The sequence below is a fragment of the Oceanobacillus sp. Castelsardo genome (assembly GCF_001659985.1).
Taxonomy (GTDB): Bacteria; Bacillota; Bacilli; order Bacillales; family Amphibacillaceae; genus Oceanobacillus.
This window is the reverse complement of sequence record NZ_LYCS01000004.1, coordinates 257,610-281,164: the sequence shown is the minus strand read 5'-3', so window position 1 is coordinate 281,164 and position 23,555 is coordinate 257,610. Positions and strand designations below refer to the sequence as shown.

The window sequence follows — 23,555 nt, the reverse complement described above, 5'->3', positions numbered from 1 at the left end:
TATTTTTATTAGTATATTAAATTTTTAAAAGGGGAGAAAAAATGACTGATTTTACGTATCAATTAATAGCAATTATTATTTATTTACTTGGAATGGTATTAATCGGTTTGTATGCATATAGGCGTACGAAAGACTTTAGCGATTATATGTTAGGTGGCCGTGATCTTGGTCCAGCGGTTTCAGCTCTTAGTGCTGGAGCGGCCGATATGTCTCAATGGTTATTGATGGGATTACCTGGTGCCATCTATGTAGCGGGATTAGTAGAAGGTTGGATAGCCATAGGTCTAACGATTGGAGCATGGCTTAATTGGTACTATGTTGCGCCACGCTTACGTGTTTATACACAAGTATCAAACAACTCCATTACAATACCAAGTTTCCTTGATAACCGTTTTAAAGGAAACACCAAATTATTAAGAATTATTTCAGGTGTTATCATTTTAGTATTCTTTACGTTTTATGTTTCCTCTGGAATGGTTGCTGGTGGTGTATTTTTTGAAAGTTCTTTTGGTTATAGTTATCATACCGGATTAATTATTGTAGCTGTTGTTGTTATTGCTTATACTTTCTTAGGTGGGTTTCTTGCGGTTAGTTACACCGACTTTATACAAGGAACTATCATGTTTATTGCGCTTATCATCGTACCGGTGAGTGGGTTATTTTTAACTGGGGGAATAGGAGAAACGTTAGAGTCCATCCGTTCAGTTGATGTAAACTTACTTAGCTTTTTTGCAACTGCATCGGCTGCTGGCGTCATTTCATCTTTAGCATGGGGACTTGGGTATTTTGGTCAACCACATATTATTGTTAGATTTATGGCCATTAAGGATGTGAAAGAAACAAAATCAGCAAGAAGAATTGGAATTGGCTGGATGATTCTATCATTAGTCGGAGCCGCTGCAACGGCACTAATCGGTGTTGCCTATTTCCAACAAAACCCAGATGTTAGCTTAAGTAATCCAGAAGCTGTATTTATCGTTATGGGTCAAATTATTTTCCATCCTTTTATTGCGGGGATTATGTTAGCTGCTGTACTCGCTGCAATTATGAGTACTGTTTCATCCCAATTACTCGTAACTTCTTCAGCTTTAGTAGAGGATATTTTAAAAACTTTAGTTAAAAAGGAAGTTTCCGATAAAACATATGTTAATTTTGGTCGTTTAGGGGTATTATTAGTTTCTATCATTGCTGGTATATTTGCCTGGCAACAAAATGATACCATCTTGGGTCTAGTTTCCTTTGCATGGGCTGGGTTTGGGGCATCATTTGGCCCGATTATTTTACTTTCATTATATTGGAAGAGAATTACTGGTACAGGTGCCTTAGCAGGAATGATCGTAGGTGCGGTAACAGCATTTATATGGGGATCTACTGCTTTGTCAGGTTATTTGTATGAGATTGTACCAGGATTCATTTTAAATCTAATTGTAGCTTACATTGTAAGTATTCTAACTTATAAACCGAATAAGGAAATTGAAAAAGAATTCGATAAAACGTTGGAAATTTTAGAAGAAAAGTAAATATAGCAAATAAAAAAATTGGGGTACAGAATAGTATCCCAATTTTTAGTTTTTAATTTACAAAAAAGTGCTATTAAATATTGAAATGAAAGGAGAATTCATGGAAGATGATATGACAGGGTGAGAAAAAGGGGAAGAGATAGAAAGGCTTAATTTTCCGTCTCAGACAATTGTTTTTTTACTTGGTTTAATGCTAATTCAAGGATTTTATCTTGTGTCACATAATGGTTGGTAATCACATTTGTGTGGTAAAGTTGTCCTTCATAATCGACAGTTACATTAACTTGTATCATTCATATCACCCTTTCTATAAGATAATTAATTATATCACAACCTAATTGATGAGTCAATATTCATAATTTTCTATAAAAAATAACAAAACGCAAGTTACACGTGTTAAAAATTAACTAATAAGCAGTAAGATCCCGAAATTGAAAGCGAGGATTTTACTGCTTTTTTATTCCTTATCTACGCGGCGTTACTAAAACTCCACCTGAACCAAGTCTTCTTTATCATTAAATTGTAATAAATACAGATTATTCGAGGATGTTGTCCCATGTGATATTCCGTTAATAAAAAAAGAAAGGAAAGGGTTAAAATATCATACATATCATTTATTTTCCAAAAAGTTTTCCCATAAAAGACTTTTTATTCGTTGTTTCCTCTGTGGTAGCTGCGATAAGTCTTTGAGTTTCTAATCTTTCGGTAATCGCTCTCATTAATTCTTTATCTCGTTCATTTAACCATTCATTAATGATGGTTTGTTGTTGGTCCAGTCTTTCTATTAAAGAAATGATCGTTTCATTTTGTTTTACTATTAACTCTTTCATTTCAAGGATCTCTTTTGAAATTACTTTTTCATCTTTTATTAATCGGGAAGTAGTATTTGGTAGGGCAATAATATTCTGAGTCTTTTTATCTTTCATCTTTCCCATCACGATTTTTGTAGCTTGTTGAACCGTTATATTAGGATTTTCTCTTAATTCCTTTAAATGTCGTATCTTATCTATATCATTATCCACAAACATTCGCGCATTATTCTTTGTCTTTTGGAATTCATATCCAGCCTTCTCTAAATGCTGTGCATATTTTCTAACTGTTGTCACACCCATGTCTAACATTGTAGCTATTTCACCTGTAGAATAAGCATTTTTGTTCCATTCTACATTTTCATGCATGTAATCACCCCATATTAAACAATTCAACATGAAATGAATTAATCCTCTTTGATGCGACTGTGTTTTGTATGACAAATTTTGATAAAATATTTGCTTCTTGAAAAAATTAATTCGATTGACTTTTAAATGAATGGGTGGTAAATTATACTTAATTAAAGAAATATAAATTAAGAGTATATTTGGCTTGGAGGCATATTAAATGAATGAACTAAAAGGGATTCATCATGTAACAGCAATTACAAGTAGTGCGGAAGAAAATTATAAATTTTTCACATATATATTAGGAATGCGATTGGTTAAAAAAACGGTAAACCAAGACGATATACAGACATATCATTTATTCTTTGCTGATGATAAAGGAAATCCAGGCACAGATATGACATTTTTTGACTTTCCAAATATTCCAAAGGGTTCACATGGTACGAACGAAATTTTTAGATCATCTTTTCGTGTGCCTAGTGATGAAGCATTGGAATACTGGGTGAAACGATTTGATCGATTAGAAGTGAAGCATAGTGGAATTAAAAATCAATTTGGGGTAAAAACACTTCCTTTTGTTGATTATGATGACCAACAATATCAACTTGTATCTGATGAAGGCATAGATGGAGTTCAATCGGGAATTCCTTGGCAAAAAGGTCCGGTACCTTTAGAATACGCTATTACAGGATTAGGTCCAATCCATGTTAGAATAGCAAATTTCAAATACTTTAAAGATATGATGGAAAAAGTATTACAATTTAAAGAAGTAGATCAAGAGGGTTCCCTGCATTTATTTGAAGTGAATGAAGGTGGGAATGGTGCAAGGGTAATAGTGGAAGAAAATACCGTATTAGCTCAAGCAATGCAAGGGTTTGGTACGGTACACCATGCAGCTCTTCGTGTAAAAGATGAATCAGAGTTAAAACATTGGATGACGAGGATGGAAAACTTCGGTTTCCAAACGTCTGGTTTAGTAGATCGTTTTTATTTTAAATCTTTATATGTACGTGTTGCACCATATATATTATTTGAATTCGCAACAGATGGACCAGGATTCATGGATGATGAGCCATATGAAACGTTAGGTGAAAAGCTAGCACTACCACCATTTTTTGAGGATAAACGTGAACAAATTGAGAAATTAGTAAGACCAATTGATACAGTAAGAAGTACAATTGAATTTGAAAAAGAATAAGAGAGTAAAACCTACACCCAAGATTATTTCAGGGTGTAGGTTTTTGTTCTTTCTTATATCCCATCTGTTCTAATTCTCTTAATAATCTTGCTACAGGTAAACCGACAACTGTACAATAGTCACCATTTATTTTCTTAACTAAATAGGAACCGAGACCTTGAATTCCGTACGAACCTGCTTTATCCATTGGTTCACCTGTTTTAATATAGTCCCATATTTCACTTTTTGTTAACGGCCAGAATTCAATAAGGGTCTTTTCATAAAAAGAAATGATTTGCTTATCTTTTATAATAGTGACTCCTGTTAGCACTTCATGCTGTCGTCCGGATAATTGATGAAGAATTTGAAAAGCATTTTCCTCGGTTGTAGGTTTTCCAAGTACTTGATTATCTAAAAGCACCACCGTATCCGCCCCGATTACGAATGCTTTTGGATGATTTTTGGCAATTGAAAAAGCCTTCTGGTAGGAAATTGATTGAACTAATTCTTCAGGTGATAATGTTCTATCTATCGTTTCTTCAACATCACTAACGATAACATCAAATGAAAGATTCATATTTTGCAACAATTCTTTTCTTCTAGGAGAACCAGAAGCTAATATTAACCGTTGTTCCATTATTATCATCCTTCTTTGTAAGTATGCGAATCAGATTAATTTTAACATGAAAGAATTTTAAGATTCAATTATTGATTGCGGAATATTCAAAATTAATTTAAGATATGAGTAGAGAAAGGGGATGAATAGATTGGAGAAATTGAAAGTTGGAAGAGCAAACTTAACTTGGTTAAACGGTGGAGTGTCGTTCTTAGATGGTGGTGCTATGTTTGGTGTGGTACCTAAAGCCTTATGGAGCAAATTATATCCATATAATGATAAAAATCAAATTGAATTAAGAGCTGATCCCATACTATTACAAATAGATGGAAAAAATATCTTAATTGAAACAGGATTGGGTAATGATAAATTTACTGAAAAGCAAATACGAAACTTTGGTATATTAGAACAATCATCTATAAATAAGTCTCTAAAAGAACTAAATTTAAGTGTAAATGATATTGATATGATTTTAATGACTCACTTCCATTATGATCATGCTTCGGGATTAACAAAGAAAACAGATGAGGAAGAATATGAGTCTATTTTTAAAAATGCAACGATTTATACATCGGCAATAGAATGGAATGAAATGAGAAATCCGAATATCAGATCTGTCAATACATATTGGGAAAGTAATTGGCAGCCTGTTGAAGAGCAAGTAGAAACATTTGCGGATGAAATAGAAATTTTGGAAGGTTTACGTATGATTTATACAGGCGGCCATAGTGATGGACATGCTATAATCGTTTTTGAAGAAGGGGAAGAATCTTTTATTCATATGGCTGATTTAATGGGTACTCACGCCCATCAAAATAAACTATGGGCAATGGCATATGATGATTATCCTGTAACATCCGTTCATGAAAAGGAAAACTGGATGGAATTTGGGTACAACAAGGGATCATGGTATACCTTTTATCATGATGCTTATTATAGAGCGATCAAATTCAACCAAGAAGGTAAAAAAGTAGATGAAGTAAAGCGTGAGCGTTATGAATATTGATAATGAATAAGAAATTGGCGATTGCCAATTTCTTATTCGGTTTTGTCGGAAGAAATGATTCCACCAGTTTCAATATCAACATAGAATTCGTATTGGACGTTTTCTCCGTTAATATTTCGTGTTATACCGCCGCGGTAAGCTTGATATGGAAGACCATTCTTCACAACGGATTCAGGTTTCATATAAATCCAAGAGCCAATAATTGGACCTGATTTTTTAAAAAGTTCTTTTGCGTTTTTTAATGCTGTTTCAGGACTTACTTTTTGGCGTAATTGTACTTGTTGATTTGTTATATATCCGAAAGTAAAACCAATTGCCGCAGCTAAAAAAATATTTCTCTTTTTCATAACTAAACCTCCTGGACCGTTCATTGTAGTGTTGTGCTTTCTATAAATTAGTATACATTATCTATTTCTAAATGGAAATGAAGAGCATGATTGGAATAAAATATACTATTTCCGTTATACTTAAAAGAGGTTGTTCACACTTAAGACATACATATATTAATATTGGAGGGGATGAAATGAATCAAGAAACACTTGATCTATTTAAAACATTAACAGAGCTTCCGGGTGCGTCTGGCAATGAACATGCAGTTCGCGCTTTTATGAAAAAAGAATTAGAAAAGTATTCTGATGAAATCGTTCAAGATAATTTGGGCGGCTTGTTTGGAGTAAAACATGGGAATGGACCAAAGGTGATGGTTGCAGGCCATATGGATGAAGTTGGGTTCATGGTGACACAAATTACAGATAATGGAATGATTCGCTTTCAGCCGCTAGGAGGATGGTGGGATCAGGTATTACTAGCGCAACGTATGCAAGTTCTAACTAAAACTGGACCAGTAATAGGAGTAATCGGATCTATTCCTCCACATTTATTGTCTGAAGCACAACGTAAGAAGCCGATGGAAATTAAAAATATGTTATTGGATATTGGTGCTGATGATAAAGAGGATGTTAAAAAAATGGGAGTTAGACCTGGAGATTCGATTGTACCAGTAACGCCGTTTCAACCAATGGCTAACCCCAAAAAAATATTAGCAAAAGCTTGGGATAATCGTTATGGATGTGGATTGTCCATTGAATTATTAAAAGAGCTACAAAATGAGAATTTACCAAATAAATTATATTCGGGGGCAACTGTACAAGAGGAAGTTGGATTAAGAGGTGCGAAAGTAGCGTCAAATATGATAAAGCCTGATATTTCATATGTATTAGATGCCTCTCCTGCTAACGATGCTTCTGGGGATAAAACAGCCTTTGGCCAATTAGGAAAAGGAGCACTGTTAAGAATTTTTGATCGTACTATGATTACTAGTCCAAGTATGAGAGAGTTTATCCTAGATACTGCCGAGTCAAATGATATTCCATACCAATATTTTGTTTCTCAAGGTGGTACAGATGCAGGTAGTATTCATCTTTCTAATGAAGGAGTACCAACGGCAGTAGTAGGAATATGTTCACGTTATATTCATACATCTGCTTCTTTAATTCATGTAGATGATTATGCAGCAGCAAAAGAGTTACTAATTAAATTAGTAAAAGCAACAGACCAAAACACAGTTGAATTAATACGTGGAAAATAACAAAGGTAACTGCTGTTAAATGAACAGCAGTAAGGTGGCTTTAAATTGAATATTATAGTAGGTTCTAAAAACCCAACAAAGATTAAAGCAGTAGAAGAAATATTTCCCGAAGCTAAAGTGACTCCACTAAATGTATCTTCTGATGTATCCGCACAACCCTTTTCCGATGAGGAAACAAGAAAAGGTGCGATTAATCGTGCTAAGTATTGTCAGGATTCATCCGCAAATGTAATCGGGATTGGCCTTGAAGGTGGAGTAATGTACGTAGGAAGTGAGCTTTATTTATGTAATTGGGGAGCACTTATGACAGCAAACCAAACATTTACTGCAAGTGGTGCTCGTATTCTTTTACCGAAAGAAATAGACTTAAAGTTACAAGAAGGCATGGAATTGGGTAACATTATGGATAATTATTCTATGCGAAAAGAAGTAAGAAATAATGAAGGTGCAATTGGAATTTTTACTAATGATTTGATATCGCGAAAAGAAATGTTCAGTCATGTAGTAAAACTGTTGCGTGGCCAGTGGGAATATGAAAATAAAAATAGGAACTAGAATGCCGTGGTCATTCTAGTTCCTATTTTTATTATTATTCATATATATATGCAATTACTTCTAGAGCTTGTTCTACCGTTTCAACTGTAACATTCGCTTTATTAGAAAGTTCCTTAAGAGGATGAATCAATGATGTAGGTCGAACAAGTATAGTCGGTTTATTCATAGCAATTGCGGTGCTTGCATCCATTGCAGTATTCCATTGTTTATATTTTTCTCCAAATAAAGCAATAACAATATCCGCTTTTTGCATTAATACTTGTGTTCTGAAATTATTAACATCTGACGCAGCATCGTCTTTATATAGATCACCAGGCTGTTCCCCTAGAATGGCTTCTCCAATATCATCAGAACGGTCATGATTCGTTTGGGGAGATACGAATGTAAGTGGTAGTTGTTTTGTTTGTGCTATTTGCTCTACCTCATCTCTCCAATTGTCGTGAATTTGTCCAGCTAAATATACAATAAGTTCCATGTTTTCTTCCTCCCTATTCATCTTGATTTTAATATTATATGAATTTTTACATATTTTCCAAGAAATTGCATAAAATTAGTTTCCTTTCAAATATGTTGAATATAATGTTTGTTAATTGAAACATATTAGAATCAACGTTATAGTAATCAAAGAAGGAGTGATTATGAATGAAACAATTAGAATCTGTAACAGAATATAAGGAGCTTGTAAAAGATAGTAATGTAATTATGGTATTTTCTGCAGATTGGTGTGTAGATTGCCGTTTTATTGAACCAGAACTACCCGAAGTTGAGGAAGCATTTCCTGAATATACATTTATTAAAATTGATCGTGATCAATTTATTGAAATCTGTCAAGAAAATGATATTTTAGGAATTCCAAGTTTTCTTGCATATCGAAATGGTAAAGAAGTAGGTAGATTTGTTAGTAAAGATCGTAAAACAAAAGAAGAAATCATGGAATTTATAAAAGGTTTACCAGCTTAAATAAATCAGCTTCCATGACGCTTATCAGTTTAAGGAAAGGAGGGACTTATTTTGAAGATGACTAGTTTACAAATGAAAAAGAAATTAGATGAGCGCTTAAAGAACGAAAATTGGAGAACGTCCTTTGATCGTGATAAAGACGCGTTCCGAGTGGAATGGAAAGATACAAAACAAGGTATGACTATTTCCTTGCCAAATGTGATTGGCAAGTATAATCAGCGCGGTGAGGAAGCAATCGATGATCTTGAATCTCATATTAGAGAGGCTTTAAGAATCATGAACCAAACACCAGAACTTTCTGGTATGGAAAAAAATATTTTTCCAGTAATAAGATCTACTTCTTTTCCGACAGAAACGAAGAAAGGAAAAAAGCTGCTTACGAAGGAGCATACTGCGGAAACAAGAATCTTCTATGCTCTAGACTTAGGCAGATCCTATCAACTATTAGATGAAGAATTGCTGGAAAAAGAAGGATGGGTTAAAGAGCATATTGATGAAGTTGCTTCTTTTAACGTCCGTTCTCTTTCTGTAGAGCCTAAAAAAGATAGAGTAGCAGATAATGACTTTTACTTCATAGCTACACAAGATGGTTACGATGCAAGCCGAATTCTTAACGAAGCTTTTTTAGAAGAAATGAAAGTTAATGCAAAAGGTGAGGTTGCAGTGGCTGTCCCTCATCAAGATGTACTAATTATTGGGGATATTCAAAATAGTACTGGTTACGATATTTTAGCGCAAATGACAATGAAGTTTTTTGCAGAAGGAAGAATTCCGATTACGTCCCTTCCGTTTATATATGAAAACAAAAAATTAGAACCCATTTTCATACTTGCGAAAAATAGACCACAGAAATAGTAAGAGTGCGTGTTCAAAAAGGAGGATGAAAAGGACCAAGGTCGGCTAAATGCGCAACGTCCTATTGCAACGCCGACACTAGCACGTCCTGTGCGTAGCAGTTCGAGGCGGCGTAGCTTTGAGTAACGGAACGTATAGGGGAATACGTGAGTATCGGACTTGCACGGGAGGTGCTGACTTCTACGTTGCCCACAGGACGTGGGCGGTCTTAGTAGAAATTCCCCTATAGCCAACGAAGAAATGCGAAGTGTCATTTTCTTCGGACTTTTTCGAACAGCCTTTAAGAGAGGAAGTTTAGGATGGATGTATTTTATAATCCAAAAGGTATAGGTGACGTACTAATCATTCCTATTGAGGATGGAGAACGTTATGATATTAAATTTGAAAAAATAGCCGACATTACAAGGATTTTAACAAGTAACGGTAAAGTACTTGGATATAATATTTACAATGCGAAAAGTCATTTTCCATTAAATCAAACAGGAAAAGTCAAATTAACTGAAGAATTATTAGGCCAAATTAAGAATTTATTTGTCGAAAACGGAGTAGAAGATAGTTTGGATTTTGATTTAAGTCCTAAGTTTGTTGTAGGTTATGTGATGAGTAAAGAACAGCATGAAAATGCCGATAAATTAAGTATATGTCAAGTAGATGTTGGTGAGGAAGAACCGCTTCAAATCGTATGTGGTGCACCAAATATAGACAAAGGTCAAAAAGTAGTAGTTGCTAAGGTAGGTGCAACAATGCCGAGTGGATTGAAAATTAAACCTACCGAATTACGTGGTGTAGCATCGAATGGCATGATCTGTTCTCAAAAAGAATTGGGAATGCCAAATGCGCCAACTGAAAAAGGAATTTATGTATTGGATGATTCAAACCAAATAGGTGAGGAATTTACATTTTAAAAGCAAAAGCAACCCAATGTTCTTTTAAGGGTTGCTTTTGCTTTTGTTCATTAACTAAAGCCTTTTACCTATCTAACCATGAGTGCTATTTAGGTACAATTTTCCTTTTAATCAATGTAAAACATGCTACAATAGAACTTATTAAGTAATGATTATACACCAAGAATAGACACCAAGAAATTTGATGGAAATAGAAATGAGTGAGTTTTATGTTTGAAAAATGGAAAAGTAAAATAAGAGAACTATTTAACGAAAGTGATCCTGAAGAAAATCAACATCATGAAATTAAATCTGGGTATAACCAGGAAGTTCAACAAGATTTAAAGGCGAGAGTTACGTATCGTTATCCAAAGGAGAAACCGTTTCGTTTTCCTGTTATTCCAGATGAAAAAAAGGAAAATACTAACGTAAGAAGTTTTGAAGAGGAAAAAACTGTAGTCAAACAAAATAAAATAAAAACGGATATGAATAAACGTATTAGAAATGAACAAATTAGATCGGTTCATACAGAGCCCAATGTTCACAGTAATCCACCTAATTCAAATAATAAAAAAATATATAAAAAAACAGATGAGCCATTTAAAGTATCCGAGATTCCATCGCCAATATATGGATTTCAAAAAAGGGAAAGAAAAGAAGAACAGACATCCGATATTCCAACTTACATAAGTCAAGATAATAAACAAAAGGAAATTGAAATTGAACAAAAAGGCAGACCACAGGATTTTTATTCTAGGGAAGTAGAAAATCAAAACAATAATAATGATGAAGATAATATAACTGATACTACCTCTTCAATAGGAATGGAAAAGAAGAATGAATTAAAGGAAAATGAAATCGATGTAATAGAAGAATCTTCGAATGAACAGGAAATACGAGAAATAGATAATTCTAAGAGCAACGGAGAAGAATATATAGATGAGCGTATAGAGGTAGTTGAGAAAGAAAAGGATAATCTACAAATACAAAATATACAAGTAATTGAGGATGAAGAGGAAGTTGCAGCTACAGTAGAAGAAAAAACGTCAGAAGTTGACAAACAGGAAGAATCCATAAGTACGAATACAGAATCTGATAATAATTCTACAAAGATAAAAGATAACGAAAGGACCTCAGTCATCCCATTTAATGTAATTATGACACCAAGTGACAAACGGAACTTGCATAGAAGAAAAATGGAAAAGATGAAAACAACTTTTAATGAGGATAAACCAAATGAAAGTAAAAATCAATTTCAACCAAATGAAAAAACTCAACAAATTGAAATGAATCCATTAAATCAAGCAAGTGGTGGAAATGAAATCTTAATCCCGAATCATTTACTAAACGATCGGGTTGAAAGAAGTGATTCAGATGGTGTTTGGGTGGAAGAACAGCAACGTTTACTTGAAGAAACGTTAAAACATTTCAATGTAAGGGCAAAAGTGGTAAAGGCAACCCAAGGTCCATCTGTTACTCGATTTGAAGTACACCCAGAACTTGGAGTAAAAGTAAGTAAAATCAAAAATTTAAGTGATGATTTGAAATTAAATATGGCAGCAAGAGATATTCGAATTGAAGCGCCGATTCCAGGGAAAAATACGGTTGGGATTGAAATACCCAATCAAAAATCTCAAATGGTTGGACTTCAAGAAATATTTGAGACGGAAGCTTTTAAAGAAAGTGAATCACCGTTAACAGTTGCATTAGGGTTAAGTATTGAAGGGGACCCCAAAATTACTGATATTCAAAAAATGCCCCATGGGTTAATTGCAGGTGCAACGGGGTCAGGTAAAAGTGTTTGTATTAACACAATGCTTGTAAGTCTCCTATATAAAGCGAGTCATGAAGATGTGAAAATATTGTTAATCGATCCTAAAATGGTGGAACTTGCACCATATAATGGGATTCCCCATTTAGTGACACCTGTCATTACAGATGTGAAAGCTGCAACACAAAGTTTGAAATGGGCAGTAACGGAAATGGAAGACCGTTATGAAAGATTTGTCCATGAAGGTGTTAGGAATATTGCAGCTTATAATAAAAAAATAAGACAACAAAATAGAATGGACGAAAAAATGCCGTTTATCGTCATTGTAATTGATGAATTAGCAGATTTAATGATGACGTCACCACAGGATGTAGAAGACTCGATAAGTCGAATTGCACAAAAAGCAAGAGCATGTGGAATTCATCTTATTTTGGCAACGCAAAGACCTTCCGTTGATGTTATTACTGGCTTAATTAAGGCGAATATCCCTACCCGTATTGCATTTAGTGTATCTTCTCAAGTAGACTCACGCACTATTATTGATGTTAGTGGGGCGGAAAAATTACTTGGAAGAGGGGATATGTTGTTTGTAGAAAATGGAGCAGGAAAGAGCGTTCGTCTTCAAGGTCCATTTGTATCAGATGAAGAGATTGAGCGGATTACAAGCTATGCAAGAAGTATAGCGGAACCAAATTATTTATTCGATCAAGAAGATTTGTTAGAACAAATCCATGTGGATGAGGAAGAAGATGAACTTCTCCATGAAGTTATTGATTTTGTATTAAGTCAAAATAGCGCAAGTACTTCCATGATTCAACGCCGTTTTAAAATCGGATATAATCGTGCTGCAAGACTCATGGACACATTAGAGTATAAGGGAATCATTTCTGGGCAAAATGGCAGCAAACCTAGAGAAGTATTAATTAGACAAAAACAGGAAGATATGTAAAATTTATGTTAAGATTATTGAAAAAGTCACATCATCATGAAGGTTAAATGCAAATTAATAGCTTATATTCATGATTTTCTGAAGGAGTAGCAGACATGAAAGAAATTACATTAAAACTAAATGGCGAAATTAAAAGATTAACGAATAGAACATTTAAATTTGATGAACGTATTAAAGAGGGTTGGTTTTCAGCTGTTTATTTTCTGAAGACGAAAAAGATTGTGGAAGAAAAAGTCTCGAACAATCATGTTACGATGCAGTTTTTCCAAAAAGAAAATGCGGTTTTATGTGGTACAGATGAAGCAATAGCTTTAGTCCATACATTTGCTGAAAACCCGCAAGATTTAGAAATCCATTCATTAAAAGACGGAGATAAAATTGAACCTTTTGAAACAGTTCTAACCATTTCCGGAAGATATCAAGATTTTGGTTATTTAGAAGGAATTATTGATGGGATTCTTGCAAGAAGAACATCAGTAGCTACAAATGTATACAATGTGGTAAAAGCTGCGAAGTCCTCTGGTAAACAAAAACCAGTTATCTTTATGGGAGATAGAGATGACCACTATACAACTCAAGCTGGGGATGGATATGCGGCTTATATCGGAGGCTCTACTGCTCAAGCAACACATGCGATGAATGAATGGTGGGGTAAAGAAGGAATGGGAACAATGCCTCATGCATTAATTCAAATGTTCCGCGGGGATGTCGTAGCAGCGACTAAAGCTTATCATGAAATTTATCCAAATGACGAATTAGCAGCTTTAGTTGATTATAACAACGATGTTATTACTGATTCACTAAAAGTGGCTAGAGAATTTGGGGATACATTAGCTTCTGTTCGATTAGATACTTCACGAACACTAGTTGATAAATATTTCTTAAGAAATCATCATTTAATGGGTTCATTTGATCCAAGGGGAGTTAATCCAGAACTTATCTTCGCTTTAAGAAAAGCGTTAGATGATGAAGGATATAACCATGTAAGAATTATGGTTTCAGGTGGATTTAATGAAAAGCGCATTTTAGAATTTGAGTCAAAGAATGTACCGGTAGATATTTATGGGGTAGGAAGAAGTCTCCTAACCCTAAATATAGGGTTTACAGGGGATAATGTTTTATTGAACGGAGAACCTGAAGCAAAAGAGGGAAGAAGATACCGTCCGAATCCACGTCTGGAAAGAGTAGAATATTTGAACTTTGATGAATAGATTATATTACATTTAAATCTAATCCGTTTTTTGATATAATAGTTCAGTATTGTGTATTTTATTTTTAAGAAGCTATTTGTATTTGATGAACAATGGAGGTTCGTTCTATGACAACTTACCATTTTATTGGTATAAAGGGAACAGGAATGAGTGCACTAGCACAGATACTTCACGATTCAGGGGAAAACGTGCAAGGCTCGGATGTGGATAAACGATTCTTTACACAGGTTGCTTTAGAGGAGAAAAACATTCCTATCCTTCCCTTTTCGGAAAAAAATATTAAAGAAGATTATACGATAATTGCAGGAAATGCCTTTTCGGATGAACATGTAGAAATTAAAGAAGCAAAACGATTAGGATGTACATTTTATCGTTATCATGAGTTTCTGGGAGAATGGCTAAAACAATATACAAGTATTGCAATCACTGGAGCACATGGTAAAACGTCAACAACCGGTTTAATGTCCCACGTTTTAGATGAAACATTCCCGATTTCTTATTTAATAGGGGATGGAACCGGTAAGGGACATGTTGATAGTGAATATTTTGTTTTTGAAGCATGTGAATATCGACGTCATTTTTTAAACTATGAACCAGATTACGCAATAATGACAAACATTGATTTTGATCACCCGGATTATTTTACTAGTCTTAATGATGTATTTAATGCTTTTCAATCCATGGCAGATCAAGTGAAAAAAGGGATTATTGCTTGTGGGGATGATGAACAACTACAACAAATTCAGGCTAAAGTCCCAGTTGTGTACTATGGATTTGGCGATACAAATGATTTTCAAGCGCAAAATGTTCATGAATCAGAAGAAGGTACGACCTTTGATGTCTTTGTGAGAAATACTTACTATGATACTTTTACAACACCATTATTTGGAGATCACAGTGTATTAAATGCATTGGCGGTTATTGCGATGTGTCATTATGAAGATATAAAGGCAGAAGACATTAAGAATATTTCTTCATTCCAAGGGGTCAAAAGACGGTTTTCTGAAAAGAAACTAGGAAATCAAGTTTTAATTGACGATTATGCACATCATCCTAAAGAAATAACTGCAACAATTGACTCAGCAAAAAAGAAATATCCAAATAAAAAAATTATTGCTATTTTTCAACCTCATACATTTACTAGGACAAAAACATTTTTACAAGAATTTGCTGACAGTTTAAGTGATGCTGATCAAGTTTATTTATGTGATATTTTTGGTTCTGCTAGAGAGGATTCAGGAAAACTAACGATTGAAGATCTACAAAATTTAATTGCAGATAGCGAAATATTAGAACTGGATCAAACAGAAGTTCTAGCTGAATATCAAGACAGTGTACTTATCTTTATGGGTGCGGGAGATATTCAAAAATTCCAAGAAGCATATGAAAGTGCAAACAATGCAATACAACATTAAATTAATATTCATTAAAAAATAATAAGTCTGATTGTTTTCAGGCTTTTTTCTTTTGGCCACGAAAAAAATTTAACTCATACATTCTAATTTTTTTTATGACAAAAAAGGTTTTACCTGTTTATTGTCGAATTAATTATTAGAAAGTTATATACTAGAGCTAGACCTGCTTTAGAATTTTATTTAAAGATAGGTTTAGGTATTGACAATTAGGGAATTATTAAAAGTGAATAGTTGTCAAGCCATACATAAGTTATTATACATAAGGAGATGAAAGAGATATGGAATTTTTATTATACATATCTGCGTTTATTGCGGCTTTAGCGTTTGTTATTCTAGTTATTTATGTAGTGATTGCATTAAAGGCTACAAAAGAGACCTTAAACGATGTTTCAGTCACAATTCAAGGTATCGAAAAACAGATGCAAGGCGTTACAACAGAAACGACTCAGTTATTATCTAAAACTAATAAATTAGCTGAAGATATGAATGAAAAGACCGGAAAATTAGATACTTTATTTGAAGGCGCAAAGGGAATAGGGGATTCCATGAAAGATTTTAGTCAATCTCTAAATGAGATATCAAATAGTATTTCTATTGCTTCCAGGGTTGACCAAGAAAAAGCTGCCCAAGCTGTTAAATGGGGTGCTGCAATAGTAGATTTTGTAAATGGAAGGAAGAACAAGACTAAATAGGGGGTAAAAATATGAGTGAAAACAACATTAACACGAAGGATTTTGTAATTGGGACATTAGTTGGCACGATAGTTGGGGCATCTGTTGCTTTGATTTTTGCACCTAAATCAGGAAGAGAGTTAAGAGATGATATTAATCAAGGTGCTCAACAGGTGAAAGACCGTGCAGGAGATTGGAAAGAAATTGCACAGGAAAAGGGCAGTGACTGGAAAGATAAAGCTTTTACTACAAGCGTTGAATTTAAAAAACGAGCAATGGATACTACATCAAACCTAACGAAAAACGTTTCTCAAAAAACTCAGGATCTAGGTAAAAAAACACAAGACTTAACTAATACGTTATCCACTAAGTTTAAAAATGGTACAGATAATGAAGAAAAGTCTTTAGTTGAAGCAGTAGATTCCGACAAGTAAAAAGTTATTTCTTAAACTACAATCCTTAAAGGGTTGTAGTTTTTCTTTTTTAATTTTAAGAAATAATGAAAAAATATCATAAATCGTAAAACTAATGGTGACAAATGAAAGAATATTAGCTATAATTGTCACTAATTATAAATGTTAATATATTTCTGGGGGCGCATAAAATGACGAATCAATTTGAGCAATTAAGAAATCAATTAGACGAAGTAAATTTAGAAATACTTGAATTAATCAACAAACGCGCATCGCTAGTTCAAGAAATTGGACAAATAAAAACAAAGCAAAGTATTAGAAAAGAGTTTGATCCTGTTAGAGAACGTGAAATGTTAGATCTTATTTCTGAAAAAAATACTGGACCATTTGAAAACTCAACCATTGTTCATATATTTAAAGAAATTTTTAAGGCTGGACTCGAATTGCAAGAAGAGGATCATCAAAAAGCGCTACTTGTATCCCGTAAGAGACAGCCGGAAAACACAGTTATAGATATTAAAGGCGTTAAAATAGGGAATGGCAATATTAACCATGTGTTTGGTCCATGTGCAGTTGAAAGTTATGACCAAGTAGCACAAGTTGCTGAATCCATTAAAAGTAAAGGACTTAAATTGATACGTGGGGGCGCCTTTAAGCCTAGAACATCACCATATGATTTCCAAGGTCTAGGACTAGAAGGGTTACAAATCTTAAAACGCATTGCAGATGAATATGATTTAGCTACGATTAGTGAGATTGTTACACCAACAGATTTAGAAAAAGCAGTCGAGTATATTGATGTCATCCAGATTGGTGCGAGAAATATGCAAAACTTCGAATTGTTAAAGGCTGCAGGTCAAATTGATAAACCAGTTTTATTAAAACGTGGCCTTTCTGCTACAATATCTGAATATATTAACGCTGCTGAATACATTGTATCTAGTGGTAATCGTAATGTTATTCTTTGTGAACGAGGTATTAGAACTTATGAAAAAGCAACAAGAAATACATTAGATATTTCTGCTGTTCCAATTTTAAAACAAGAAACACACTTACCAGTAATGGTTGACGTAACACACTCAACTGGTCGCCGTGACTTATTACTTCCAACGGCAAGAGCGGCTCTTGCTATCGGAGCAGATGGAATTATGGCAGAGGTTCATCCAGATCCTGCTGTAGCGTTATCCGATTCAGCGCAACAAATGGACATTCCAACATTCGATCGTTTCTATGAAGAATTAACAGACCTAGAAAATCGTTTAAAGTAAGATGTTTAGAAAAGGCTAATCATTATTGATTAGTCTTTATTTCTTTTTTAAGAATTTAATAATAAAAGAAGTTATTTTTGTTTTTTTTATCATGTTAGAGTATGATATAAACAAAAGAACTGGATTTAGGAATATAGGAGGTAACACAGTAATGACTGTAACAATTTATGATGTAGCAAGAGAAGCTAATGTATCTATGGCTACGGTTTCGAGAGTAGTTAATGGAAATCCCAATGTAAAGCCGACAACACGTAAAAAGGTTTTGGCAACAATAGAACGTTTAGGTTATCGACCAAACGCAGTAGCTAGAGGATTAGCTAGCAAAAAGACAACTACTGTAGGGGCAATCATTCCAGATATATCCAGTATTTTCTTTTCAGAATTGGCTCGTGGAATAGAAGATATTGCAACAATGTATAAATATAATGTTATTTTAAGTAACTCAGACCAAAATAAAGATAAAGAGTTAGCATTAATAAATACAATGTTAGAAAAACAAGTAGATGGAATATTATTTATGGGTGGAACCATTACAGAAGAACATTTGCAACAATTTAATACTTCAAATGTTCCGATTGTGCTAGCAGCAACTTATGATGATACAAAGGAATTGGCATCCGTTAATATTGATTATAAAGAAGCTGCTTATGAAGCAACTAAACATTTTGTTGATAAAGGCAAAAACCCGGCATATGTAGGTGGCGGGGAAGATTCAAGTATCAGTAAACATAAATTTGCTGGTTATGAACGTGCATTAACCGAAGCGAATGTTACGATGAAGGAAGAATTCATTGTACAAGGTGATTATTCTTATGAATCTGGACTTGAAGCAGCTAAACAATTAGCTGCTTTGGAGGATAAACCAGAGGCTGTTTTTGTCGCTTCTGATGAAATGGCATTAGGTGTTATCCATGGTGTTCAAGATATGGGGTATAATGTTCCAAATGATGTAGAAATTTTTGGGTTTGACAATACTAGACTTGCCACTATGGTACGTCCAACACTGTCAACAGTGGTACAACCGATGTATGATATCGGTGCAGTTGCTATGCGTTTATTGACAAAATTTATGAACAAAGAAGAAGTTACAGAAAAAAATGTTATATTACCCCATAGAATTGAGATAAGAAATTCAACTTTAGAAAAATGATGCCGATAAAAGATATAGATGGATGTAAATTACATTCATCTATACTTTTAGATAGTTGGGGAGATTTAGAAAATGAGTAAAAAAGATATATTAACTCCTATCGGCATTACATTTGGTTTTATAGTAATTATGCTAGCCATACTTTCAAGTGGCGGTACAGAAGGTATTATATCATTTGTTGATCTATCAAGTATTTTAATTGTAATCGGTGGCTTAATTGCCTCCATGTTAATTACTTTTAAAATGGAACAACTCAAATTAATTTTCAAATTGTTTAAAGCAACTTCACTTCAAAATAGTATGCAGTTACCTGATCTTATTGATCTTTTTTCTCGATTAGCTGAAAGGGCAAGAAGAGAGGGCATATTAGCTTTAGAAAATCATTTAGATGAAATTGATGATCCGTTTATACGAAAAGGTATATTACTTGTTGTAGATGGTGTCGAACCTGAAGTGATTAATGACATTCTAGAAGCAGAAATTATAGCATTGGAAGAAAGACATGCAAAAGGTAGGTCTTTATTTGAAAAGGCAGCTGAATACGCACCTTCATGGGGAATGATAGGTACGTTAATTGGACTTGTATTGATGCTAAATAAATTAACTGATCCATCAACTTTAGGACCAGCTATGGCTGTGGCCTTACTGACAACATTGTATGGAACAGTGTTAGCTAATCTTGTTTTCACGCCGATGGCAAATAAGTTAGAGGGGAAAACGGAAGAAGAAACTTTTTATAAGCAAATTATAATTGAGGGAATTATTGGTGTACAATCCGGGCAGAATCCACGTATCCTTGAGGAAAAATTAAATGCTTTTCTTTCGAGTGAGGATCTAGAGAAGCAAAAGATGAGCGAAACTTCTAATCTCGTAGGAGAAAGCGTCAATGAAGCGTAGGAGAAATAGGAAGTCAAATAAACAAACAGGTGCACCAAAGTGGATGACTACCTATTCGGATATGGTAACATTAGTTTTAGTTTTCTTTATTTTATTATTTGCTATGTCAAACCTTGATGAAGCCCGATTTGAAGCGGTCCAGGAATCATTCCAGAATAGAATGCTTTTTGACTTTTATCCGTCGATGGTTCCGTTAGATAATCCTACTGATCAATCTAAACATGATAAAGAAGATAATCAAACTGGGGATAATGATAGTGAGTTTGATGAATTAAAAAGTAATTCAAATGAGCAAAATCCTGCGACAGAGGAAGATTCCCTTGACAACCTAGTAAGTGAGGTAGAGTCTTTTCTTGATGAAAATAATTTAAATGGCGTAATTTCGGCTAATCGTTCTGATGAAGGTGTTGTATTAGTTTTACAGGAAAGTATCCTATTTGAAACCGGAGAGGCGACTGTTTTAGATTCAGCTCAATCCTTTTTAGATAAGATAGGACTTTTCTTAAAAGATGTACCTAATAAAGTGCGTATAGAAGGACATACAGATTCAAGGCCGATAATAAGCTATAGGTATCCATCGAACTGGGAATTATCAGCTGCACGTGCTGGTAGCGTCATTCGCTATTTAACTAGTGAATATGATTTAGATGATAAAAGATTTTCATCTGTTGGTTATGCTGATACAAGACCAATAGCTCCAAACGACTCTGAAAAAAACTGGAGTCAAAATAGGAGAGTAGAAATTGTAATCATGGAATATAAAGAGCAAGAGGCTGAATAGATTAGCATCTTGCTCTTTTTAATAAAAAGTTTGATTTGAAACGGTGCTACTCCTATTACTGGACATGGAAAGTATATTTCAATAGTTGATTTAGTAGTTTACTATTTTTTTCACTAATTTCTAATTTTCTAGGGATGTAGGGGAATGCTTCTATGTTTGTGTCATGCCAATGATTAGGAATACTTACAGTTGATTCTCTTTGCCATTTTTCAATCCATGTACGTGGGAGAGGACCTGTGTTGATTGTATCCATCTTCATGACATTCCAAATTTGCGCCCATGCTCTAGGAACAACTCGCCAAATATCGTAGCCTCCACCTCCAAGGGCAATCCATCTACCTCCACAGTATTCATGGGCTAATTCATGGGAAATTTCAGGAATACGTTCATATATTTTCATAGAAGTACAAAGGTGGGTTAGGGGGTCGTATGTATGTGCATCTGCTCCATTTTGTGTAACTATAATATCGGGTTTAAAGAATTTCGCAATTTTTCTTATCGCAGCTTCATAAACTTCCAAAAAGGATTCATCTTGAGTAAAAGCATCAATGGGAAGATTAAATGTATAACCAAATCCTTTTTTAATTCCTCGTTCGTCCACATTTCCTGTGCCCGGGAATAAATATCTACCTGTTTCATGAATAGAAAATGTACACACATCAGGGTCATCATAAAAAGCGCTTTGCACACCATCACCATGATGGGCATCCGTATCAACATACAATACCCTTAAATTATAATTCTTTCTTATATATCTAATGGCAATAGCTCCATCATTATAAATACAAAATCCAGAGGCTTTGCGCTTAAATCCATGATGTAGTCCACCGCCCAAATTCAAAGAATGGTTGACACGTCTATTTAGTACCTCATCTACGGCTGTTAATGAACCTCCGACTAGTAAGGCAGATGCTTCATGCATACCTTCAAAAATGGGAGTGTCTTCCGTACCAAGACCGAATTCACTTTTTTCATCATCACTTAATTGGCCAAAACTTGCCCTTTTAACGGCTTCTATATAGTCCTCATCATGAAATAATGCTATTTCTTTATCTGAGGCTTCTCTTGGTAAAACTAAATCTTCAGAAGTTAATGCATTCGATTGTTCCAATAATTCCTTTGTTAATTGAAGTCGTTTTTGATTAAATGGGTGCTTTTCATGAAAGTGGTAATTTAAAAATTTATTAGAAAATATAAAAGCTGCGTTCTTTTTCATGCTTTTGGCTCCGGAATATTATTAGGCCAAAGTAATCTGTAGCCAGCATTTCGCAAGTCCTGAATTATTGGAAGCGGATTCATAGTTTGGATACGAAAAACAAGTATTTTAAAATTTGGATCGTTTTTATATGGGTATACTAATACGGATGCAATATTTATTTTACGTTTTCCAAAAACAGTTGCAACCTTTGGAATAATTCCTGGTATATCTGGAACTTTTACCTCAATAACGGAACTTTGTACAGTAATTCCTGTTAATTGAATTAAAGTATATAACATGTCTTTTTCTGTTACAATACCGACTAATTTATTTTCATTCACAACTGGTAAACAAGCAATTTCCTTATCGTAAAATACACGCGCAATTTCTTCTACAAAATCAAGCGGATGAATGGTAATAACAGGTGTACTCATAATCATTTTTATTTCATTATCTAATTCACTATGTTCGGTACTTTCATTTTTTATGAAGACAGAGGGGCTAGCATCCCTTACGTCACGATCAGAAACAATACCAATTACTTCGTTGTTTCTATTGACGATTGGTATATGGCGAATACGATGTTCTTGTAATAATTGTAAGGCGCTAGCTATCGTTGCATTTGGTGGTAAAGTAATCACCTCTGTTTTCATGATTTCCTCGACTAACATCTATAAACCCTCCCTAAAAGAACGATTCTTATTTTTGGATAGGAATCGTAATTCATCGAACTTCTTTACAGATTCTTCCGGAACATTTTTTCCGATACGGACCATTAAACAATTCGCAGGATGAGAGATAATTTCCGGATCGTCTGTTGGAGCGGGTAATAATCCGCCAGCTGCCATCACTTTTTCCATAATTTTCCGATAATTCCATATACTTAAGTTGGTTCCTTCTAAATCCCAATGCCAATAATATTCCGTAGAAATTATTATATAATTTTCCATAAATTCATCACGCATCGAAATCTCTAGAAGGTTTGAAGCAACTTTTTCACCACGAAATTGCGGTATAATTTCTATTGCTCCTAATTCAATCAAGTCCTGCATATTAAATTCTGACCATCTTTCGAGTGGATCGGGATAGACGTAAGTAACATAACCGATTATAGTATCCTGTGTACGAGCTACTATTATTCTGCCCTCTGGAAAGTCAGCAATTTTTTGGATAGCCTCAAATTGTTTATGGGCTGGTCTGAATGCAGTTAATTTATCATGAAAATGATATTGCTGTAATTCAGTTGTAGTGAGTGGACCCTCAATCACTATAGTATCTGTTGAGGTCTCGCGTTGCATCTTATAATAGTTCTTGATGTGTTCCATGTTTTCACCACCTAATTTCAGGTCATCCGTATTATCTATAGTATACAAGATAATTCAAAATTTTTTTAGTCTTTTATAACATTTTCGTAAATGATTTTTAATTTGTGTTCGCAGGTAGGGAAGTATTAAATCTTTCCCGTCTGGGACTCCGATTACTCGTCCCACCGTAAAGATTTGCATAAGTGCAA

Annotated in this window: 25 protein-coding genes; 17 read left to right on the top strand and 8 right to left on the bottom strand. The window is 34.3% G+C overall.

Annotation, left to right across the window (positions count from 1 at the left end):
• The first annotated feature begins 41 nt into the window (after window positions 1-41).
• Complete coding sequence (gene putP / locus A9178_RS09855; RefSeq protein ID WP_068674806.1) at window positions 42-1,520, top strand: sodium/proline symporter PutP; 1,479 nt, start codon at window positions 42-44, stop codon at window positions 1,518-1,520.
• A 149-nt stretch (window positions 1,521-1,669) separates the two neighbouring features.
• Here putP and A9178_RS18945 read toward each other — a convergent pair whose 3' ends face one another.
• Together A9178_RS18945 and A9178_RS09850 are read right to left on the bottom strand one after the other, a co-directional pair.
• Window positions 1,670-1,813, bottom strand: coding sequence for a BA3454 family stress response protein (locus A9178_RS18945; protein WP_156520737.1), 144 nt, complete (start codon window positions 1,811-1,813; stop codon window positions 1,670-1,672).
• Between the two features lie 321 nt (window positions 1,814-2,134).
• Complete coding sequence (locus A9178_RS09850; RefSeq protein ID WP_068674804.1) at window positions 2,135-2,698, bottom strand: MerR family transcriptional regulator; 564 nt, start codon at window positions 2,696-2,698, stop codon at window positions 2,135-2,137.
• Window positions 2,699-2,897: 199 nt separating this feature from the next.
• Between A9178_RS09850 and A9178_RS09845 the strand changes: the two genes are divergently transcribed.
• Complete coding sequence (locus A9178_RS09845) at window positions 2,898-3,875, top strand: ring-cleaving dioxygenase (protein ID WP_068674802.1); 978 nt, start codon at window positions 2,898-2,900, stop codon at window positions 3,873-3,875.
• Between the two features lie 28 nt (window positions 3,876-3,903).
• On the opposite strand, the gene A9178_RS09840 is transcribed toward A9178_RS09845, so the two are convergent.
• Window positions 3,904-4,491, bottom strand: a complete 588-nt coding sequence (locus A9178_RS09840) for a Maf family protein (RefSeq protein WP_068674801.1) — start codon at window positions 4,489-4,491, stop codon at window positions 3,904-3,906.
• A gap of 130 nt (window positions 4,492-4,621) precedes the next feature.
• Here A9178_RS09840 and A9178_RS09835 point away from each other — a divergent pair, with 130 nt between their 5' ends.
• On the top strand, window positions 4,622-5,476 hold the full coding sequence (locus A9178_RS09835; protein WP_068674799.1) for a YtnP family quorum-quenching lactonase: 855 nt from the start codon (window positions 4,622-4,624) through the stop codon (window positions 5,474-5,476).
• A gap of 32 nt (window positions 5,477-5,508) precedes the next feature.
• On the opposite strand, the gene A9178_RS09830 is transcribed toward A9178_RS09835, so the two are convergent.
• On the bottom strand, window positions 5,509-5,823 hold the full coding sequence (locus A9178_RS09830) for a PepSY domain-containing protein (RefSeq protein WP_068674797.1): 315 nt from the start codon (window positions 5,821-5,823) through the stop codon (window positions 5,509-5,511).
• 176 nt (window positions 5,824-5,999) lie between these two features.
• Between A9178_RS09830 and A9178_RS09825 the strand changes: the two genes are divergently transcribed.
• Together A9178_RS09825 and A9178_RS09820 are read left to right on the top strand one after the other, a co-directional pair.
• Window positions 6,000-7,064, top strand: a complete 1,065-nt coding sequence (locus A9178_RS09825) for a M42 family metallopeptidase (RefSeq protein WP_068674796.1) — start codon at window positions 6,000-6,002, stop codon at window positions 7,062-7,064.
• Window positions 7,065-7,109: 45 nt separating this feature from the next.
• Complete coding sequence (locus A9178_RS09820; protein WP_068674794.1) at window positions 7,110-7,619, top strand: DUF84 family protein; 510 nt, start codon at window positions 7,110-7,112, stop codon at window positions 7,617-7,619.
• Window positions 7,620-7,653: 34 nt separating this feature from the next.
• Here the strand turns inward: A9178_RS09820 and A9178_RS09815 are convergent, their stop codons facing one another.
• A complete protein-coding gene (locus tag A9178_RS09815) occupies window positions 7,654-8,094 on the bottom strand; it encodes a YtoQ family protein (protein WP_068674783.1) in 441 nt (146 codons plus the stop codon).
• A gap of 167 nt (window positions 8,095-8,261) precedes the next feature.
• Here A9178_RS09815 and A9178_RS09810 point away from each other — a divergent pair, with 167 nt between their 5' ends.
• The 12 genes from A9178_RS09810 (at window position 8,262) to motS (ending at window position 20,844) form a co-directional block, all read left to right on the top strand.
• A complete protein-coding gene (locus tag A9178_RS09810) occupies window positions 8,262-8,579 on the top strand; it encodes a thioredoxin family protein (RefSeq protein ID WP_068674782.1) in 318 nt (105 codons plus the stop codon).
• A gap of 57 nt (window positions 8,580-8,636) precedes the next feature.
• Entirely contained in the window at window positions 8,637-9,434 is a 798-nt protein-coding gene (locus A9178_RS09805) for a DUF1444 domain-containing protein (protein WP_082918157.1), read from the top strand.
• A gap of 299 nt (window positions 9,435-9,733) precedes the next feature.
• A complete protein-coding gene (gene ytpR, locus A9178_RS09800) occupies window positions 9,734-10,339 on the top strand; it encodes a YtpR family tRNA-binding protein (protein WP_068674779.1) in 606 nt (201 codons plus the stop codon).
• Window positions 10,340-10,548: 209 nt separating this feature from the next.
• Window positions 10,549-13,038, top strand: a complete 2,490-nt coding sequence (locus A9178_RS09795; protein WP_068674777.1) for a DNA translocase FtsK — start codon at window positions 10,549-10,551, stop codon at window positions 13,036-13,038.
• A gap of 95 nt (window positions 13,039-13,133) precedes the next feature.
• On the top strand, window positions 13,134-14,249 hold the full coding sequence (locus A9178_RS09790; protein WP_068674772.1) for a nicotinate phosphoribosyltransferase: 1,116 nt from the start codon (window positions 13,134-13,136) through the stop codon (window positions 14,247-14,249).
• 107 nt (window positions 14,250-14,356) lie between these two features.
• On the top strand, window positions 14,357-15,664 hold the full coding sequence (murC, locus tag A9178_RS09785; protein ID WP_068674771.1) for a UDP-N-acetylmuramate--L-alanine ligase: 1,308 nt from the start codon (window positions 14,357-14,359) through the stop codon (window positions 15,662-15,664).
• A 278-nt stretch (window positions 15,665-15,942) separates the two neighbouring features.
• A complete protein-coding gene (locus A9178_RS09780; RefSeq protein ID WP_068674770.1) occupies window positions 15,943-16,356 on the top strand; it encodes a DUF948 domain-containing protein in 414 nt (137 codons plus the stop codon).
• 11 nt (window positions 16,357-16,367) lie between these two features.
• Entirely contained in the window at window positions 16,368-16,769 is a 402-nt protein-coding gene (locus tag A9178_RS09775; protein WP_068674769.1) for a YtxH domain-containing protein, read from the top strand.
• A gap of 170 nt (window positions 16,770-16,939) precedes the next feature.
• The gene (locus tag A9178_RS09770) at window positions 16,940-18,016 is read left to right on the top strand and encodes a bifunctional 3-deoxy-7-phosphoheptulonate synthase/chorismate mutase (protein WP_068674768.1); all 1,077 of its coding nucleotides are present in this window, start codon (window positions 16,940-16,942) and stop codon (window positions 18,014-18,016) included.
• 151 nt (window positions 18,017-18,167) lie between these two features.
• The gene (ccpA, locus tag A9178_RS09765) at window positions 18,168-19,166 is read left to right on the top strand and encodes a catabolite control protein A (protein WP_068674767.1); all 999 of its coding nucleotides are present in this window, start codon (window positions 18,168-18,170) and stop codon (window positions 19,164-19,166) included.
• Between the two features lie 72 nt (window positions 19,167-19,238).
• Window positions 19,239-20,063: a flagellar motor protein MotP gene (motP, locus tag A9178_RS09760; protein ID WP_068674766.1), complete on the top strand. Its 825-nt coding sequence runs from the start codon at window positions 19,239-19,241 to the stop codon at window positions 20,061-20,063.
• The gene (motS, locus tag A9178_RS09755) at window positions 20,053-20,844 is read left to right on the top strand and encodes a flagellar motor protein MotS (RefSeq protein ID WP_068674764.1); all 792 of its coding nucleotides are present in this window, start codon (window positions 20,053-20,055) and stop codon (window positions 20,842-20,844) included. Before motP ends, motS begins: the two co-directional genes overlap by 11 nt.
• Before the next feature lie 55 nt (window positions 20,845-20,899).
• Here motS and A9178_RS09750 read toward each other — a convergent pair whose 3' ends face one another.
• From A9178_RS09750 to A9178_RS09740, 3 genes are read right to left on the bottom strand one after another with little or no spacing between them, the layout of a single operon-like run.
• Window positions 20,900-22,060 carry an acetoin utilization protein AcuC gene (locus A9178_RS09750; RefSeq protein WP_068674763.1) on the bottom strand — a complete coding sequence of 387 codons (1,161 nt, stop codon included), beginning with the start codon at window positions 22,058-22,060 and terminating at the stop codon, window positions 20,900-20,902.
• Complete coding sequence (locus A9178_RS09745) at window positions 22,057-22,713, bottom strand: acetoin utilization AcuB family protein (protein ID WP_068674762.1); 657 nt, start codon at window positions 22,711-22,713, stop codon at window positions 22,057-22,059. Before A9178_RS09745 ends, A9178_RS09750 begins: the two co-directional genes overlap by 4 nt.
• A complete protein-coding gene (locus A9178_RS09740; protein ID WP_068674761.1) occupies window positions 22,714-23,367 on the bottom strand; it encodes a GNAT family N-acetyltransferase in 654 nt (217 codons plus the stop codon).
• Window positions 23,368-23,555: the final 188 nt, after the last annotated feature.